This is a genomic window from Paenibacillus sp. FSL R5-0341 (genome assembly GCF_037975235.1).
Lineage (GTDB): Bacteria > Bacillota > Bacilli > Paenibacillales > Paenibacillaceae > Paenibacillus > Paenibacillus amylolyticus_A.
The window spans coordinates 3,264,969-3,282,368 of sequence record NZ_CP150241.1; the positions used below are offsets into that span (position 1 = coordinate 3,264,969).

Consider the following 17,400-nt stretch of genomic DNA (forward strand, 5'->3'; position numbering starts at 1 on the left):
GGAAGTATGTAAGAATCTTCTTGCTTAGGCACACGGATGTGTTATTCGCACAGGCAAGTCGTCCACCCATTGCGTAGACTGAAGTAGATCAAGTCAAGTGAGGTGAATTCCATGGCTAAAACCAATGAAATACACGTCCGGGTGAAACGGCTTAAGGATCACCCAGTCTGCGTAACTCTTCATAATGGCGAAACGTACGTCGGGTACATCTCTGGTGTTAACAGCGAAGGCGTAGTGCTTACCGGGGGCGGAAAGCTTACTCAGGCTGCAATCACAGCACCCTCATCTGGCAGTGCTCGCAAAACCAAACCTAAAGCAGGTGCTACGAGAAAAACAGTCTCCTCTCGGAACCGTAAACGGGCGAACAGCATTCGCAAGTCGCAGGTGCGATCCCGTTCGATGTCTCGTTCAACCTCTCGGCCAGCTCAGGTATCATCTTTCATGCCTATGCTAGGCTCATTGTTAGGTGGCTTCGGCGGAGTTGGCGGTGCAGGCTCGATTGGAGGTATGTTAGGCGGTGGTATGCGGTTATTTGGCATGATCCAGCGGTTTACACCTGTGGTCAAAATGGGATATGGCATGATTAAGCAGATTCAGCCATTTATGGGGGCAGTTCAAGGGCTGATGGCTCCGCAGAGCCAAGCAGCTCAGGCTGAAACCGAAGATGAAGAGGAAGCACAACAAGGATAATACTTGAAATGAAAATCGTGATATAGAACACAACCTTCGTTGCATTTGGGAAGGAAGTATTGCTAGTGTGTTGGGTGATTTGATCTCTTTCTGATCTGTTCTATTCCTTATCTTCTCCGCTAGATGCTTAACTGCAAGCTGCTCTCCGTACGCCAAACGGAGGGTAGCTTATTTGCTTATGCTGTATAAGAGGAATAAAAACTGAAGATTTCCAATACGCACCAAACATCTAACTTTGGAACTATATAGTTCGACCGACCACTGTCATACAGCAAAAAGCACCGCGCGCAGGGAGCTGCACGCGGTGCGAAAAACAATGCTGATGTTGCAGAGTAGGAGAAAATTCTTTCCCGCTCTTATTATGCCTGTTTGGTTTTGAGGCGAATCACGTTCCATGATGCTTTGTTCAAGACTGCTTGCACTTTACCCTGGTCAACCGTTGTATATCCGCCGTTGTGAGGAACAACGTTACGTGGGTTTTCTTTGGTATTGGTGGCTTTCAAGTCGTTGTTCTCCAATACGATATGCTCCACAAATGTGGTTTCGCCGAAGGAACGTAGATCTACATTCAGTTCCATTTGCTCATCCAGATGTCTGTTCACCGCAAAGATTGTGATCGTGCCGTTCTCTTCATCATGCACACTGATCGCTTCGAGATAAGGCACATCTGTAAAGTCTTTGGAATCATATTTAGGTGAAGTTGTGATGGATCGCAACACCGTACCACGACCGAAGTTGGATGCATGCATGAATGGGAAATACGTCGTCTGGAACCAGATCGCTCCGTTATTTTCTGTCATGATTGGTGCAATGGTATTAATCAACTGAGCAAGGCAAGCCATTTTTACACGATCGGCGTGCTTGAGTATGGTAATCAGGTAACAGCCCACGGCTAGTGCATCTTCATGTGTGTATACATCTTCAAACTCTGGAGGAGCAATCTGCCACCGTTCTTCCATACGGCTTGTGCCAATGGATTTCCAGACATTCCATTCATCCAGAGACAGCATCAATTTTTTCTTGCTGCGTTTTTTGGCTTGTACAAAATCACAGATTGAAGCCACACTATCAATAAATTGATCCAAATCCAGCGATGTCGCCAGGAAGTCATACGTGTTGTCTTTGTTATTGTTGTAATACTGATGCAGGGACAAGTAGTCCACATTTTCATAAGTGAGATCCAGTACGGTTGCTTCCCAATCTGCAAATGTACTCATGTCACGGCTGGAACTGCCGCAGGCCACAAGCTCGATCTCAGGGTCTACCCATTTCATCGCTTTAGCGGTCTCATTGGCAATACGGCCATATTCATATGCAGTCATCGCACCAATCTGCCAAGGTCCGTCCATTTCGTTGCCCAGACACCACGTTTTGAATTTATGTGGGTCCTTGTAGCCGTGAGAGATACGCAGATCACTCCAGTATGTACCAGATGGATGGTTGCAGTATTCCACCAGGTTTCTCGCCGCGTCGATCCCCCGAGTACCAAGGTTAACTGCCATCATAACTTCGGTTCCAACCAGTTTGGCCCAGTCTGCAAATTCGTTCGTTCCTACGGCATTCGTTTCAATGGTCCACCATGCCAGTTCAAGTCTGCGTTTACGCTCCGCTACGGGACCAACGCCGTCCTCCCAATTATAACCGGATACGAAATTCCCGCCCGGATACCGAACGATGGGTACGTTCAGAGCCTTGATCGCTTCAATGGCGTCCTGACGGAAACCTTGAGCATCGGCAGTAGGATGACCTGGATCATAAATTCCGCCGTATACGGCCCGTCCCAGATGTTCTATAAATGAACCATAAACACGCGGATCTACTTCAGCAATCTGAAAATCTTTATCGATAAGCATTTTGGATGTAAGCAATGAGAAAACCTCCATAGAATTAATTTTAGGTGTATAAGAAACCTTATTTTCACATTGAGTTCGCATAAAAGCAAAATCAACTTATTGATTTGTTATCTAATGTGTATCATAATGCTATTATGTTGAGCAAGCTTATTCTACAGGGTTCGCTAAATAGCGAATTCTAAATCAATAATATATTGAATTCTAGAGAAATAGGGAAGTGAAGTTCATGATGCTTGGCACGGATGCGTCATCCTTAATTATATATGAGGCGCTCGCCAGTGAGGCCCGTTTAAATATCGTTCGTTTATTATTGCAAAACAGGGAGATGCATATTAATGCGCTTGCCAAAGAGCTGTATCTGAGCAAAGCCATCGTTAGTACACATGTGAGCAAGTTGCAAAAAGCGGGCATCGTAGGCAGTCGCATGAAGCGTGAGAACGGTGGAACGTATAAATACTGCTTTATTCTGCAAGAATTTATGACTATCAATCTCTCTCCTGAACCAGTGGATGCTCCTTACCATGAAGTCTCTATTCCGGTTGGTCAGTATACGGATTACGAAGCTTGGCCTACCTGTGGCATTGCAACAACGACGCAAATGATTGGACAATACGACACACCAGCCTGCTTCATGGACCCGGACCGGGTGAATGCTGGCATACTCTGGCTGGCACGCGGCTTTCTGGAATATAAGATCCCTAATTATTTAAATACAGAACAGCATCTCCAGGAAATTGAAATTTCACTCGAACTCAGTTCGGAAGCACCCCAAGTCAATGAAAACTGGCCGTCGGACATCCGCTTTTCCCTTAATGGAAAACACCTGGGAACATGGACAAGTCCAGGCGACTTTGGGGATCGGAAAGGCAAGCACACACCGCTATGGTGGAAATTGGACGTCAACCAGTATGGTGTACTGAAGGTGCTGCGCATCAATGGAGAAGGGACGTTTATGGATGGACAGCGCATCTCAGATGTACGTATCCATGATCTGCAATTGGATTCTTCCACCTACTGGACGTTTGGATTAAGACCGGAAGAAGGGGTGCCGGGTCGGGGCGGACTTACGTTGTTCGGGAAAGGGTTCGGTAACTACGATCAGGACATTTTGATTCGGTACTATTACGAGGCTGGAGCGTCGGAAAAGGAATAGAATAATCTGGAATCGTTACAGAGATTCCTTTTGTGGACATTGCAGTGCGGGAAACCGTCCAAACAATGTTTACTGGAGGAGATTATTATTAATTTTAACAAAGCTGTTGACATCAGCAATACACATGTACTGACGCTGGTACCCGAGCTGTTTCATCTGGAGGGTTACAACATTCAGCTTATTCCGCCTCATGAGGGTGGACGTAATGTCGTTTACACTTGCGAGCAAGAGGGGCGTGAATCGCTAATTCTACGGGTGTCTTTTTTGCCTGACAGAAAGCGGGAAGATTACATTGCCGAACTGGAGTATGTTCGGTATTTATTTGAGCACGGGGCACGTGTCTCGGATGTGGTCAGCTCGAAAAAGGGCCATGTTAGAAGAGATCACTTATGAGGAGCATACGTTCTTTATCTGTATGTTTGTGAAGGCCAAGGGGAAGTTGCTGGTAGAGAACCATTATCAGTACCGGGGAGGTGTTCCACTTACCGAATACTATTATAATAGCGGCAAAATTCTGGGCAAAATGCATCAGCTGTCGAAAAGCTATGTACCCGTTCATCGCAGGTATCATCTTTTGGACAAATATAATGCAGAGTATATCGAGAGGTTGGTTCCTGAATCATTTTTTCTGCTCAGAAGCAAAATGGTGGAACTTCTCCAAGTGGTAAAAGAATTGGGGGCGAGCCAGGAGACATTTGGCATGATCCATTTCGATTATTATGACGGGAATTATTCGATCGATTTTGATACGGGACAGATCACGGTATATTATTTCGACAATTCCTGTTTTAGCTGGTACATGTTTGACTTCGCAAGTTTGTGGATAAACGGAGTTGGTTGGGTTCAATTTGAACCTGAAGCGGACAAACGTAACAGTTCATGGATGACTATTTCCAAACCGCGCTCGCCGGATACACATCAGAAACCCCGATTTCTGATACCATGCTGGAGAAGCTACCTTTATTTATTCAAGTCAACCTTCTGGAGAATATTGTGGATCATTTTGAGGAAATGCAGCGTGCTGGCAAAGAACCGGAAGCTAACGAAGAACTGTTGTATCTCATTAAATGTCTGGAAGAGGATATACCATATAAAGGATTTTTCCATGAGATGTATTCAACTGAAGCTCCTTTTGAGTATGAGGAGCGCTGAAGGGACGCACATTACACTACGAATAATTAATGATCAACCAAAACAAAGAGGCAGCCGGATCGACCGGTTGCCTCTTTGTTTCTCTGCGGCATGTTATTCGAATTTGGAAGGAGGCACGTTGTAGAATTTTTTGAATGCTTTGGAGAACGTAAAGGGATCGGGATACCCCAGAAATCCGGCAATTTGCTGGATCGTATATTTTTTCTCGTATAGATAGTCTCTGGCCCGATTCATTTTGATCTGATTGATGTACTGCCCTGGTGTGATACCGAGAATTTTCTTGAACAACGAAATAAAATATTTCTCAGAAACGCCAGCAATAGCTGCAAGCTCGTTAACTCGGATGGCCCGATGCAGATTCGCATCCACGTATGGGAAGACAGTCTGCAGAACCTCCAGACTTCCTTCGATTTTCCTCAGTTTTCGATCTTTCAGAAACTCACCGTGATACAGGCCTTGCTTGTGTAATTCAAAAATTTTGGCGATGACGAGAAGCAGAGAGGCTTTCAAGTAGAGTGGACTTCCGGAAGCGCCGCTACTCTGCTTGAATCTTCGATAGGACGAAGTGAACAGCATTGATTCCTCCTGAATCAGGTTGCCAGGTACGATGCCCGGGAGTTGAAACTCGCCGAGAATTCGCTTTTGCTCAGCGATGCTGAAATCAAAGTGCATGTATACGAATCGGCACAGCTCGCCGGTCGTGGAAGCAGTGTAAGGCATGTCCGGATAAAAAAACACCACGTCGCCCGGGCCCGCCATATGCTCGATTCCATCAATGGTAATCTTGACGGAGCCTGCTGTAATGAACCACAGATCATAATCGGAATGAGACTTGTGCTCCGTCCAATTGCTGTCGTGCGTTTGTTCCAAATAAGAGCTCATGCGAAGTGTGATATTCTCCGAAAGTTCGTCAATTATACTCATATTTACAGTCTCTGGATGCATCTAATCCAACTCATCCTCTCTACTTTATGACATCCTTCATTTTTAGCTATCATAACAAAGGATTTATTTCTTGTTAACTATCGTACCATATGACATGTTTCGAAAACTATCACCCATTCTGATTTCAGCTCACTCACCTATAATGAACGTATATCGTTACGAGGAGGGGTTATTGATGAATGCTACAAGCACACAGCATCCAAAGGTAGTCGTTATTGGGGCGGGCAGCCTATTTTTTGGTCGTCAGTCCATCTGGCAGATGGTACACTCCCCATATTTAAATCAGGGAACGCTGGCTTTGGTGGATACGGACGAGGAACGGCTCTCGAAAATGGTAACACTGGCGGAAAGGGTTGCGCGGGAGAACAACGTATCCTTAAAGATTGAAGGCTCAGTGGACCGAAGACAGGTGCTTCCGGGAGCCGACTTCGTTGTACTTAGCTTTGCGGAGCAATCGGTGAAATATCGAGGGATCGACTGCCAGGTTTCTCTAAAGTATGGGATTCGCATGTGTTCCGGCGATACAATTGGCCCTGGTGGAATCTTTCGTGCGATGCGGGAACTGCCGGTTATCATGGAGTGCGCCAAAGATATCGAGGAGTTATGTCCAGATGCGTGGGTGATCAATTATATTAACCCGTCTACCGTTCACGGCATCGCCTTACATCGTTATGCACCGAAGCTCAAATCATTTGCGCTGTGCGATAGTCATCATATGCCACATAAGAAAGCGTATTATGCCGTAAGAGCGGGTATCATTGGAGACAATAGCCAGTTCACGGAAGAGATCAACCAGAACTTCGATTTTCGCATCGCTGGTGTCAATCATTTCACTTGGCTACTCAAAGCCGAGTATGAAGGAAAAAATGTGATGCCTACAATCGCAGAAGCCATGCGCAAGCTGGCAGGTGATGAGAATAATGGCGGTGATCACGGCGCAAAAGCTCTTTTTAACGATGCGATTACCTATGAACTATATGATATTTTCGGAATCATTCCCACTTGCACGGCGCATACGAAGGAATACGTTCGGTATTGGCAGGGTCTTGGCAAAACTGCGGACACCATCCCGCCATTATCGATCTGGGAGACAGAGGACAGGTATCAGCGCCACGATGAGATGTGGCAGCAGGTCGATGACTTCCTTACAGGAAACATCCCGATTTCCGATTACATGAGTACTTTTGGGCCGGATCATGCAACTGATATCATCGAAAATATGGTGGGGAATTTGGGCAAAAAATTCTTCATCAATACGCTCAATCAAGGTGCGGTAACCAATATGAATGCGGATTCGCTCCTGGAACTACTATGCGATGTAGATATGGATGGGGCGAAACCACTCCATGTAGGCGAGATGCCGCGTGGGATAAGAGGCATGCAAGAACTTGTACTGGATACCCATGAGCTTACAGTTGAAGCTGTTCTGGAACAGAGCTACGAGAAGCTGAGAAGGGCGATGCTCACCGACCCGCTGGTGAATTCCATCAGTGACGCGGACAAGATCATCCATGAATTGTTGGAACTGGAGCGTGAGATGATTCCGGACGTTTGGTACAAGGATAGACTGCAGTATAGCTAAGAATAGATAACGATCAAAGAACACGTCGGTTCCTTCCAAGGGACTTGTCGTGGGACAAGAACATGTTCCCATTAAAGTCGCTATATTAGCGGCTTTTTTATTTTATCGGTACAAGTTCTTGTACCGACCAGAGTAGACAAGAACATGTACCAATACCGATTAGGCGTATATCTCATCGTTGTTTTGCGTTAATTCATTATGTTAACGGTCAGGTTAGTTGAAGCTCATTCACGCTGATGCGCATCACAAGTGAATAAAAATTGTTGCGGCATACTACTTTAGTAGGACTACAATCTCCTTTAGTTGAATTTAAAATGTCTTGGTAGACTTAAAGAAAATTCATCAAATAGTTTGTGGAAGGATGAGAGAACATAGTGCGGAAATATGCAAAGATTTTATTTATGTTTTTACTAGTTATTGTCCTGCTGATCAGTTCGATTTCAAACGTATTCATTACATACGTATCAGCTGCTAGTACCGATGTGACAAGGGAAGTAGCTTCTCAATTTATTCAAAGTGAAAATATCAGAACAAAGGTAGGAACAATGCCAGGAGCTACACTTCTTGATAGACCTGATCTAGAGAAAGATACGGTACCGTTAACCTTAAAGGCAGATCAGGCTTTTCAGGCGGATCTTGCTCTCCAGCCAGATAAAGTTACTGTGCAAAAGAATGGAGCATTGGTTAACGGAACAGACATTGGGTGGACAATTACAGTAAACAAGGAAAATGTTGCTGTTAATAATGCAGTGCTTGTTGATATGATTCCAGATAGCCAGATTCTGAATGAATTATCGATACGAGTGAATGGAGGGTTACCACCAGGATCTGTAATAGATAATGGAAGCAGCTTATCTATTGCATTGGGCAATATTACAACGCAACAGGTCATTATCTTTACTACGTCATTAAAGGAAACAGCATTACTTGCGGCGCTAGAAGCAGGAGATCCGTCCATTCCTGTAAGGAATACCGCTTATCTTGAGCATGACGATAACGAGACAACGAATGTGGATAGTCCGAAGACGGTAACTATTCCACTCAATATTTTAAGTACATCGGGAAACTATGATGCTACAACGACAGTGAATAATACAAAAAATATTACTTGGACGATTGTCGTGAATGAAGACGAACTGGCATTCAACAATGCTATTATCAAGGATACGCTTCCTGCCGGGCTAACTTACATTGCTGGAACAGCAACTGTAAATGGTACTAGTGTTACTCCCGTAACAAGCGGCTCAGAACTTACCTTCAACCTGGGTAATATTACAAACGCGGTTACGATTACGTACGAAACTGAAATTGAGCCTGCTCGTTTCCAAACAAATGGCTCATATAATTTCACAAACGAAGCAGTCCTTACTTGGGATGGCCTTACTGGAACCGGAGTAGAAAAAAATGCTTCATTAGGAGTTGGAAGTAACTTTTTCAACAAGTCAGGTGCGGGTTATAACCGAGCGAACGGTGTCATTTCTTGGTCAATTGATATTAATAGTGAAAATATTAATTGGGCTGCACCAACGATTACGGATAGTATCCCAAGCACGCAACAGTATATTCAAGGCTCTGCTCGAATTGTGGATCATCAAGGTAGTGCTTATGCTGGCGGCGTATTTAACTACAATACTGGAACTTCAACACTTCGTTATACTTTTGGTTCTGCTATTAATTCACGATACACCATTACCTTTGATACAAAGCCAGCAAATACAGACAACATTACAGCTAACTTTATTAGCAGCTCTAGTAGTCACTTTTCAAACACAGCAAGCATTACTAGCGGCACAATTACCCGTAATAGTACAGGCACGCAGAGCTATACAAGCAATGTGTTGAAAAAGGATGCAGAAGGCTATGATCCAAATGTAGCTGGGCGTAAGATTACGTGGAAGTTGACTGTCAATGAAAACGGGGCAACAACTCCAAGTTCACCGAAAGCAGGAACTGATCCTATTTTGTACGCTGCTATTGCACTCCCAAATGTAAGTATTGTCGATACTATTCCAGCCGGACTTACCTTTATACCCAGTAGCGTCAGGGTACTTGATCGCAACAGTAATCCTGTCACGGGTCTGGTAACGGTAAGCGGAACAGATGTCGTAACCTTCGATTTTAATTCGAATATTACGGAGCAATACACGATCTACTTCGATACTGCCATTACGGATCTATCCAAATTCATATCACAAAATAGTACGTTGAATAATGGTAATTTTAATGTTAAGAATGAAGCGACATTAATCCATGATAAAACGACAAGATCCACTACTAATTCAGCAACTCAAACCGTCAGCAACCATATTGTAAGTAAAAAAGGTATTCCAACCACTAATGGAAATAAGTATATTGATTGGGTTGTGTATTTGAACTCTAATGCAGTAAATCTTAATCAGCTGCTAGATGTTGATAGATTCTGGTTAATTGATAACCTGCAAGCAGGTCTTGAGCTAGATACAACAAGCGTGGAATTAATCGCATACGGTGGAGCAATTAACGTACCTGACAATTTGCCAGCAAACGGAAATGATGGCTTAGGTGCAGGTACACCAGTACTACTTGATGGCTCTCATATTGTCTATGATGCTACCACTAGAGAATTTAGATTTAATATTCCCAATGATACGATTGATAAGGCATATAAGCTTTCTTTCCGTACCTATGTAACGGAAACGGTAGCCTCTGGATCTCGCTTTTCCAACATGATTAATCTATTTGGCTCTAAAGATAATGTTGCTGTTCCAATCAATGGTGCTTACCAGTCTAACGATTCACGCCAAGTAACGTTCTTGGAAGCTGGAAGCATGGGATACGGTAATCTTGGTAAATTAATTGTTAAACAGGCAGATTTAGATGATAACAACGTTAAATTATCTGCTGCAACCTTTGCCTTGTATGATCAATATGGCAATAAGGTTCAAGAAAAAGTAACCGTAAAAGGAGAACTGGAATTCAATCGAATTAAATATGACTTGCCTTACTATGTAAAAGAGGTAGCTGCGCCAACAGGATATCTACTGAGTAGAAATGCAAGTGTGGACGGCACTCCAACAACTGTTACGCCAATAGGAGCTGTTGTAGAGAATGCGATTCCATTAACACTAACAGCTTCACATACTCCTAAGTATTTAGAATTAGTTTTTGCTAATGAAGAGATTAGTTCAACGGTGTTCATCAGCCCTGTGAGCGTAAACTTTGATAAGAAGGTATCTGCCCAAGCAGACGTAAGGACAACGATGACGCTGAATGGTAACACATTAACAAGTGTCGCGAACGGTTTAACTTTGCTAACGTTAGGGACGGATTACACGGTTGTGGGCAACACAGTTACAATCCTGAAGGCGTACTTGGCGAGTCAGTCAGTCGGCACGACAAACTTGATATTCACATTCAGCGGAGGAGCAACACAGACGCTTGCAATCACGGTAAGTGAAACGACACCAGCACCGGGTTCAGGTTCTGCATCAGTACCAAGTTCAACACCAACACCAGAGCCAGCACCGGAGCCAGAGAAAGAAATAGGTTCAATTCCACCACCTAAACCATTCTACATTGATGGAGTTAATATGGATGTAATTAAAGCACTGGTAGCAAAAGCGGATTCTGCACCTGTAGTATCATTTAAGGATGTGCCGGCGATTACCCCAAATGCTAAAGCAATCGGGTTTGCGACTAAGCTTGGGATTATCAACGGATATGATGATGGTTCATTTCGTGCTCGTGCTACGATAACTAGAGCAGAGTTTGCATCTATGCTAGTAAGAGCACTTGGATTAACGTCAGAAGGTTCCCCCGAATTTAAAGACACTCAAGGTCACTGGGCGGCCAATGCCATTGCTGCATTAAAAACATTAGACATTGCTAAGGGTTACTTAGACGGAACATTCAAACCGGATCAGTCGATCACCAGAGCGGAAATCGTAGCTATGCTTTCAGAAGTAATGAACACTTCTTTTGTGAGAAACAATAAGTTCAAAGATGTTATAGGTCACTGGGCAGAGGCAGAGATTGGTACATTATCAGATATGGGGATTGTAAAGGGTACACCGGATGGTGTATTCAGACCGAATGCTAATGCTACGAGATATGAGTCGTTACTCATGATCTTACGTATGCTGAATGCCAGTCTTGATCATTCGCTAAACGTAGAATAGAGAAATAGCGAATGAAGATCCGATCGAACAGATGCTGGGTAAACTAGTGAACCTGAAATCTCATACTCTAAAATAGGCTTAGGACCGATTCCCAATATTTTCACCTGGGAATCGGTCGTTTAAATTTAGACATTGATAATGTAGTTCATCAGCTGCAACTCTTGTCGAATCTCCGTTATAAAAGGGTTTCACACTAATATCTGCATAATATAGAGGAAGCAAAGTCTTTGTTTTTATCTTTTGTCATGTATCAAGAAATCCTACTCCACTTTAAACAAGCCAGCATGGTCTTCATAGTACGAAGTAATGAAATCACGAAATTCCCCAACAGCAGGAGATAACCATTTTTGTTTGACCCAGGAGAGGCTAATTGGATATATAGCTGAATCATCATCAATTTTTACATAACGTAACCCCAGTGCTCTACACACGGAGATCGGAAGTAATGCAACACCCTGATTAAGCCTGATAATTTCAAGCAGGGTATGAGAATCAACCTCAAATGCAAGGTTGGGCAGGAAGCCTGCTTTTTCACAGAGCATGGTGGTAAATCGGCTGTACTCCTTATTATCGGCAAGGGAAATAAAGGGCTCATTTGCAACAACATTTAATGAGATGCTTGTTTCTCCGCCGTATGCATGATTCATGGGCACAACCAGAACAATATCCTCCTCGACCAGGACAACACTCTCAATCTCCTCATCCTGAATCGGATGCCCCGTAATGCCCAGATGCATGTCGCCTTTCTTCAATCCTGTAATAATTTCACTACGAGTCCCAATACCTTGATGAAGCTTGGTTTCGGGGGAATCGTTGATATAGTCACTAATAAGTCCAGTGAGGAATCGGGTATTGGTAATCGAGATCCTGATCGTATTGGAGATCTGCTTTTCCTCCGCTTTAATCTCCATCTCTGCATTTTCAATTTCAATAAAAATCCTGTTCACATGTTTCAATAAAATTTCACCTGAGGAATTCAATTGAATATTTCGTCCTCTCCTATGAAATAAGGGGGTACCCAGTTCATCCTCAAGTCTTTTAATCGTCAAGCTTAGGGAAGGTTGAGCAATATTCAATTGCGCAGCTGCCTTAGAGATATGTTCAGTATAGGCAACGGTCTGAAAGTATTTGAGCTGAAGCAACTCCATTGATCCGCACTCCTTATTTATTCTGATAAATATATATAGTACTTATTATGTATTATATTAAATTTAAATATTGATGTAGAATTTTTTTATGAGATACAGATCAAATTTTTATATAACAAAACTTAACTAAATTTATAAGGTAGGTGTCTTTGATGAAAATCGATGTGAATAACATAGCTAAAAATCTGAATACACCCCTAACGGCTCCGGCATACCCAATGCCACCGTACAAATTCGTGAATCGTGAATACTTGAATATTATTTACCGAACCGATGAAAAAGCGTTGCGAGCAGCCGTGCCAGAGCCTCTGGAAATTACGGAACCTTTGGTTAAATTTGAAGTGATGTGGATGCCGGATGTTTCTGGACTGGGTGCTTATACCGAAGCTGGACAAGTTATCCCTGTGCAATTTAATGGGGAGGAAGGCGATTATGTGCATTCAATGTACGTAGACAATTTCCCCGCGATTGCGAGTGGTCGAGAGCTCACTGCCTATCCGAAAAAGCTGGGCGCACCCAAGTTGTATACCGATTCGGATACACTTGTTGGCACACTTGATTATGGAACACTGCGTGTAGCCACGGCAACGATGGGCTATAAACATGTGGAGATGGATAAGGAGCTCGCCAAACGTGAAATATGCCGACCTAATTTTATGATTAAGATTGCTACGGACTATACCGGGAATTTAAGAATATGTGATCTGATCCGAACTCAAATTACGGATATTAAAGTGAAAGAGGCCTGGACAGGACCTGCCCGGCTTCAACTGTTCGAACATGCATTGGCACCTCTTGCAGATCTGCCTGTGTTGGAAGTGGTGTCCGCTTCTCATATCCTTACGAACCTAACCTTAAACGCTGCACAACCTGTATATAACTATCTGGAAGAGAAATAAGGAGGAAAAATAAAATGAGAATTGCAATTGTAGGGGCAGGTTCTTTGGGAACCATCGTAGGGGCATACCTTGCAGATGGCGGACTTGACGTTGAGTTAATTGATGCATATCAGGAACATGTAAATGCTCTAAATCAGACAGGTGCTAAAGTAACGGGTACCACAGAGTTTCAGGCCAAAGTAAAAGCCATTACTCCTGATCAAAAATCAGGACAATATGACCTCGTGTTACTTTTAACCAAACAACTTTATAACGATTCCATTCTTCAGGAACTACTTCCATTCTTGAAAGAAGACAGTATGGTATTGTCCTTGCAGAACGGGATTCCGGAAGAAAAAGTGGCGTCCATCGTGGGTGAAAAAAGAGTTATCGCTGGCTCCGTTGAATTTGGCGCTACGTTCATTGAACCAGGTGTATCAAGTCTGACTACCGAGTATACTCAATTTAAACAGTATGCTTTTCAGATTGGCGAATTAAATGGTGAAATCACCGAACGAATTCAACGCGTGAAATCGGTGTTGGACCTTGTGGGCGGAACACATATTTCCGATAACCTGGTTGGAACCAAATGGTCCAAGTTGTTGATTAACAATGCCTTCAGTGGTTTATCGGCTGCATTGAATGGTGAGTACGGGGACATTATTGATCATGAAGCCGGCATAGTTAGTGCAGCTCATATAGCGGACGAAACGATTAAAGTTGCTCGCGCCAATGGAGTGACATTGGTTAAAATGAATGGATTCGACATCGCTTCACTTGAACTGAAAAGCGAAGAAGACATCCCTGAACGGGTGAAAACTCTACGCTACGTGATGGAGCCCTCCAGACTGCTCAAAGCAAGCATGCTTCAAGATCTGGAGAAAAAACGCAAAACGGAGATTGATTATATTAACGGGGTTGTGTCAAGCAGAGCAAAAGGTACCGGTATTGCGACACCTTATAATGATTTAGTTGTGCAACTGGTCAAATCTGCTGAAGAAACTCAAACCGTTCCTGATTTTGACACGAATATTAAAGCTTTTGAAGAACTATTAAGTGCACAAAAATAAATTCAACTATTCCAACTGAAAGTCGCTAATATAGCGGCTTTTTTGTTGTATCCGAAAATCTTGTCAGGCTTGATTTTATGAGGGATAGAATATTCTTCGTAATTTTTGTTTCCTAATATTATACAAAAAGGGGAATTGAATTTGGTATAATATAGACTTGCTGGTTATTTTTCTAATAGAAGGAGATTCATTATGAGGTACTCTTGGTGGGAATTCGGGTTTTATTTGGTTGTATTGATGTTTGTCTTGTTTATGCAAATAAACGAATATCCTTTATTTCTGATTGTGGGGGTTGTAGTCGTTACCATTCTTATCGCATTTATTAAGCATGTTTTTTATCCTTTAGTATTTGATAAGCGTATAGATCGTCTAGAGTCCTTTTTATCCAAGCAGCAAAATACACCTGGGACATACATTATTTATGTTCTTGCGAACAGACTTGATGATGAGGTAGAACTAGTCATGGAGCAAATTATGCAGAAATATAAACGGAAATCGACGCAGGCCTCGTTCAAGGCAGCTTATGGATTATATCGCAAAGATATGTTTGCTATTCGGCAAGCTGTACCTCATATTGGATTATCGGACTACCGTACATATTATGAAACCATTTTACTCTTGGAAGACGGGAGAAGTGATGAGGCGAGGGAAAGACTTCAATCCATTAAAAAAAAGTGGATGCGATCAACATTGCTTGCCTATATTGAACTCAAAGCAGAAAACCGTGATACCGCCATCCAGCACGCACATGAAGCACTTAACTCTTCCAGAGGTGTTGATCGTTATGTCTTATATAAGGAATACGAAAAAGTATTACCAGAAGTTGTTGGACACTTATCGTAAAATGGTAAAAATATTATAAAAAAATAAACCGTGCTCCACGGTTTATTTTTTTATATTTGCTGGCACAAGGGCCAGTCTATCCTTAGCAAAAATAGAGGGTAGAACCGTCAATAACCTCTCACGAGTAAGGGGATCGTCGTAGTTCCAGCCAGCTTCTACTATATGTACTTTACTGGGTGCCAGCATTCCAACCAAACTTTGGAGCGTAGAAGGGATATGTACATTCATCTCCTCCTGAGGTACCATCACGAAATTTCGGTCTCCAGTGTATTGCGTGATTTTATTAAAATCGATTTGTATCCACGGTCTGCCATCAACGATCAGCTGATTTACGGATTCAGTGGGTCGAAAGCCAAGTGATTCATACAGGGTAGCGGCAAATCCCGTCTGTCCCATAACATATATATTCTTGCCTAGCATCAGATAGACAGTAGCTCGTTCTCCAGCAATATAATCATCCGCCAATTGTCGCCGGATCCTCCTGACACTATCCTCATAGCGGTCGATCCACTGTTCAGCCGTTCTGCTTCGACCGAAAAGACCCGCAATATAACGAAGACGCTCAAAAGTGCTGGTTGATTCGCGATAGACGATGGTTGGGGCAATGGCATCCAGACGAGGTAACTGCTGCTCACTATAGTTGCCTAGCAGTATAAGATCAGGCTTAAGCAGGGAGACTTGTTCCGGTGCACCTTGTAGTCCAATATCCGGGATGTGATGCAGTTTGTTTCGATATATGACTTGTGATTTCATTGTAGTTATACCCGCACCGACTGGGTGGATACCGATAGCAAGTAACTCACCAAGGGTATTGGTACCTGTGGCCACGATTCGTACAGCCGCATCAGGGAGGGAAATCTGCCTGCCAAGGGAATCCGTGATCGTTCTTTGCCTGGTCCGCCTTAGTATATTGGCGTATTCCCGTGGAGGGTGTCCTGTGAGCTGATGAAAGCGACGACTGAAATAGTACTCATCCTTAAAACCGACTTGTCGGGATATTTCACGTAAAGTCTCGGTAGAACTGGACAGTAGCCTTTTAGCATGCTGGACCCTGAGCTCTGTCAGGTAGTCCGTCGGCTTCTTACCCGTCATCAACTTAAACAATTTGCTATATTGCCATCGAACCATGCCGGCCATTTCGGCCAAGAACTCTACCGTCAGATCTTCGTAATAGTGCTGTTCCATATAGCTGAGTGTACGCTGTACCGCTTGATCACTTTGCACTGGCGGAGGAGCGCTTTCTAGCTGAGCCATCAGGCCAAGTATCAGTTGCAGGCGAGCCTGAGTAACTGCTAATTTTGAATGATGAGTAGAAGGGTATTTTTTTTCCTGCAACCGATTTTGCTTGTTGGATTGCAAAAGGGATGGAGCTACCCAGTCCTCTCCTGCCAATGCCAATTTTATATTAGAAAGAGATAGCCTGTAAGGAAAGCCCAGAATAAGAGGAGGGCAAGCCGGAAGCAGAGTCAACTGATCCACCTGAAAAGCAAGAAAGGTCAACCGAGCTACATTCGCTTGCTCTTTTATCGTTTTAAGTATGTAGGATTGCTGAGTAGGGAGAAGAATACAACTACCTTGGCTCAGATCTTGCGAAATGTTGTTCGTCAACAGGCGAATTCCATGATCCAGAGTAATAAGCAGTGTATATTCATTGGCATCCTTGCTCTTGGTTGATGGATTATGATGATTGGTTTCCTCAAGTGGTGTGAGTTGAAGCAGATCACGCTGCTGCAGTTGGATGTATAGGGAAGCCATTTGCATTCGGGAGCACTCCAATCTAGTGATAACAATTCTCAATTACTAGTTTACCACATTTTACACGTTAGAGAATGTTTCGTTGCAAACCTTATTACACGCAGTACAAATTTACAAAATCAAAAAAATCCTCCATAGCCCAAAGGGGGTGGAGGATTTCGACGTTATCAAGCG

Annotated in this window: 13 protein-coding genes and 1 pseudogene; 10 read left to right on the top strand and 4 right to left on the bottom strand. The window is 43.3% G+C overall.

Annotated features, from left to right (window positions below; genetic code table 11):
* The first annotated feature begins 111 nt into the window (after positions 1-111).
* Entirely contained in the window at positions 112-690 is a 579-nt protein-coding gene (locus tag MKX75_RS14615; protein WP_339170250.1) for a hypothetical protein, read from the top strand.
* Between the two features lie 359 nt (positions 691-1,049).
* Here MKX75_RS14615 and MKX75_RS14620 read toward each other — a convergent pair whose 3' ends face one another.
* Entirely contained in the window at positions 1,050-2,543 is a 1,494-nt protein-coding gene (locus MKX75_RS14620; protein WP_339170476.1) for an alpha-N-arabinofuranosidase, read from the bottom strand.
* Between the two features lie 226 nt (positions 2,544-2,769).
* On the opposite strand from MKX75_RS14620, the gene MKX75_RS14625 reads away from it, so the two are divergent.
* The 4 genes and pseudogenes from MKX75_RS14625 (at position 2,770) to MKX75_RS14640 (ending at position 4,848) form a co-directional block, all read left to right on the top strand.
* Positions 2,770-3,696, top strand: coding sequence for an ArsR family transcriptional regulator (locus MKX75_RS14625; RefSeq protein ID WP_339170253.1), 927 nt, complete (start codon positions 2,770-2,772; stop codon positions 3,694-3,696).
* A gap of 30 nt (positions 3,697-3,726) precedes the next feature.
* Positions 3,727-4,089, top strand: coding sequence for a hypothetical protein (locus MKX75_RS14630; protein WP_339170255.1), 363 nt, complete (start codon positions 3,727-3,729; stop codon positions 4,087-4,089).
* A 130-nt stretch (positions 4,090-4,219) separates the two neighbouring features.
* Positions 4,220-4,471 (top strand): annotated as a pseudogene (locus tag MKX75_RS14635) (aminoglycoside phosphotransferase); the annotation flags it as partial.
* A gap of 104 nt (positions 4,472-4,575) precedes the next feature.
* Positions 4,576-4,848: a hypothetical protein gene (locus tag MKX75_RS14640; RefSeq protein WP_339170633.1), complete on the top strand. Its 273-nt coding sequence runs from the start codon at positions 4,576-4,578 to the stop codon at positions 4,846-4,848.
* A gap of 93 nt (positions 4,849-4,941) precedes the next feature.
* On the opposite strand, the gene MKX75_RS14645 is transcribed toward MKX75_RS14640, so the two are convergent.
* A complete protein-coding gene (locus MKX75_RS14645) occupies positions 4,942-5,793 on the bottom strand; it encodes an AraC family transcriptional regulator (RefSeq protein ID WP_339170258.1) in 852 nt (283 codons plus the stop codon).
* 175 nt (positions 5,794-5,968) lie between these two features.
* Here MKX75_RS14645 and MKX75_RS14650 point away from each other — a divergent pair, with 175 nt between their 5' ends.
* Together MKX75_RS14650 and MKX75_RS14655 are read left to right on the top strand one after the other, a co-directional pair.
* Entirely contained in the window at positions 5,969-7,375 is a 1,407-nt protein-coding gene (locus tag MKX75_RS14650; RefSeq protein ID WP_339170261.1) for a glycoside hydrolase family 4, read from the top strand.
* 374 nt (positions 7,376-7,749) lie between these two features.
* Positions 7,750-11,532: an S-layer homology domain-containing protein gene (locus tag MKX75_RS14655; RefSeq protein ID WP_339170263.1), complete on the top strand. Its 3,783-nt coding sequence runs from the start codon at positions 7,750-7,752 to the stop codon at positions 11,530-11,532.
* 260 nt (positions 11,533-11,792) lie between these two features.
* Here the strand turns inward: MKX75_RS14655 and MKX75_RS14660 are convergent, their stop codons facing one another.
* Positions 11,793-12,680 (bottom strand): LysR family transcriptional regulator, encoded by an 888-nt coding sequence (locus tag MKX75_RS14660; RefSeq protein WP_339170266.1) that lies wholly within the window; start codon positions 12,678-12,680, stop codon positions 11,793-11,795.
* A 152-nt stretch (positions 12,681-12,832) separates the two neighbouring features.
* Here MKX75_RS14660 and MKX75_RS14665 point away from each other — a divergent pair, with 152 nt between their 5' ends.
* The 3 genes from MKX75_RS14665 (at position 12,833) to MKX75_RS14675 (ending at position 15,471) form a co-directional block, all read left to right on the top strand.
* Entirely contained in the window at positions 12,833-13,579 is a 747-nt protein-coding gene (locus MKX75_RS14665) for an acetoacetate decarboxylase (RefSeq protein WP_339170268.1), read from the top strand.
* 14 nt (positions 13,580-13,593) lie between these two features.
* Positions 13,594-14,628: a ketopantoate reductase family protein gene (locus MKX75_RS14670; RefSeq protein ID WP_339170271.1), complete on the top strand. Its 1,035-nt coding sequence runs from the start codon at positions 13,594-13,596 to the stop codon at positions 14,626-14,628.
* A 192-nt stretch (positions 14,629-14,820) separates the two neighbouring features.
* Positions 14,821-15,471, top strand: coding sequence for a hypothetical protein (locus MKX75_RS14675; RefSeq protein ID WP_145147839.1), 651 nt, complete (start codon positions 14,821-14,823; stop codon positions 15,469-15,471).
* Positions 15,472-15,513: 42 nt separating this feature from the next.
* Here MKX75_RS14675 and MKX75_RS14680 read toward each other — a convergent pair whose 3' ends face one another.
* Positions 15,514-17,232 carry an AraC family transcriptional regulator gene (locus tag MKX75_RS14680; RefSeq protein WP_339170274.1) on the bottom strand — a complete coding sequence of 573 codons (1,719 nt, stop codon included), beginning with the start codon at positions 17,230-17,232 and terminating at the stop codon, positions 15,514-15,516.
* Positions 17,233-17,400 lie beyond the last annotated feature (168 nt).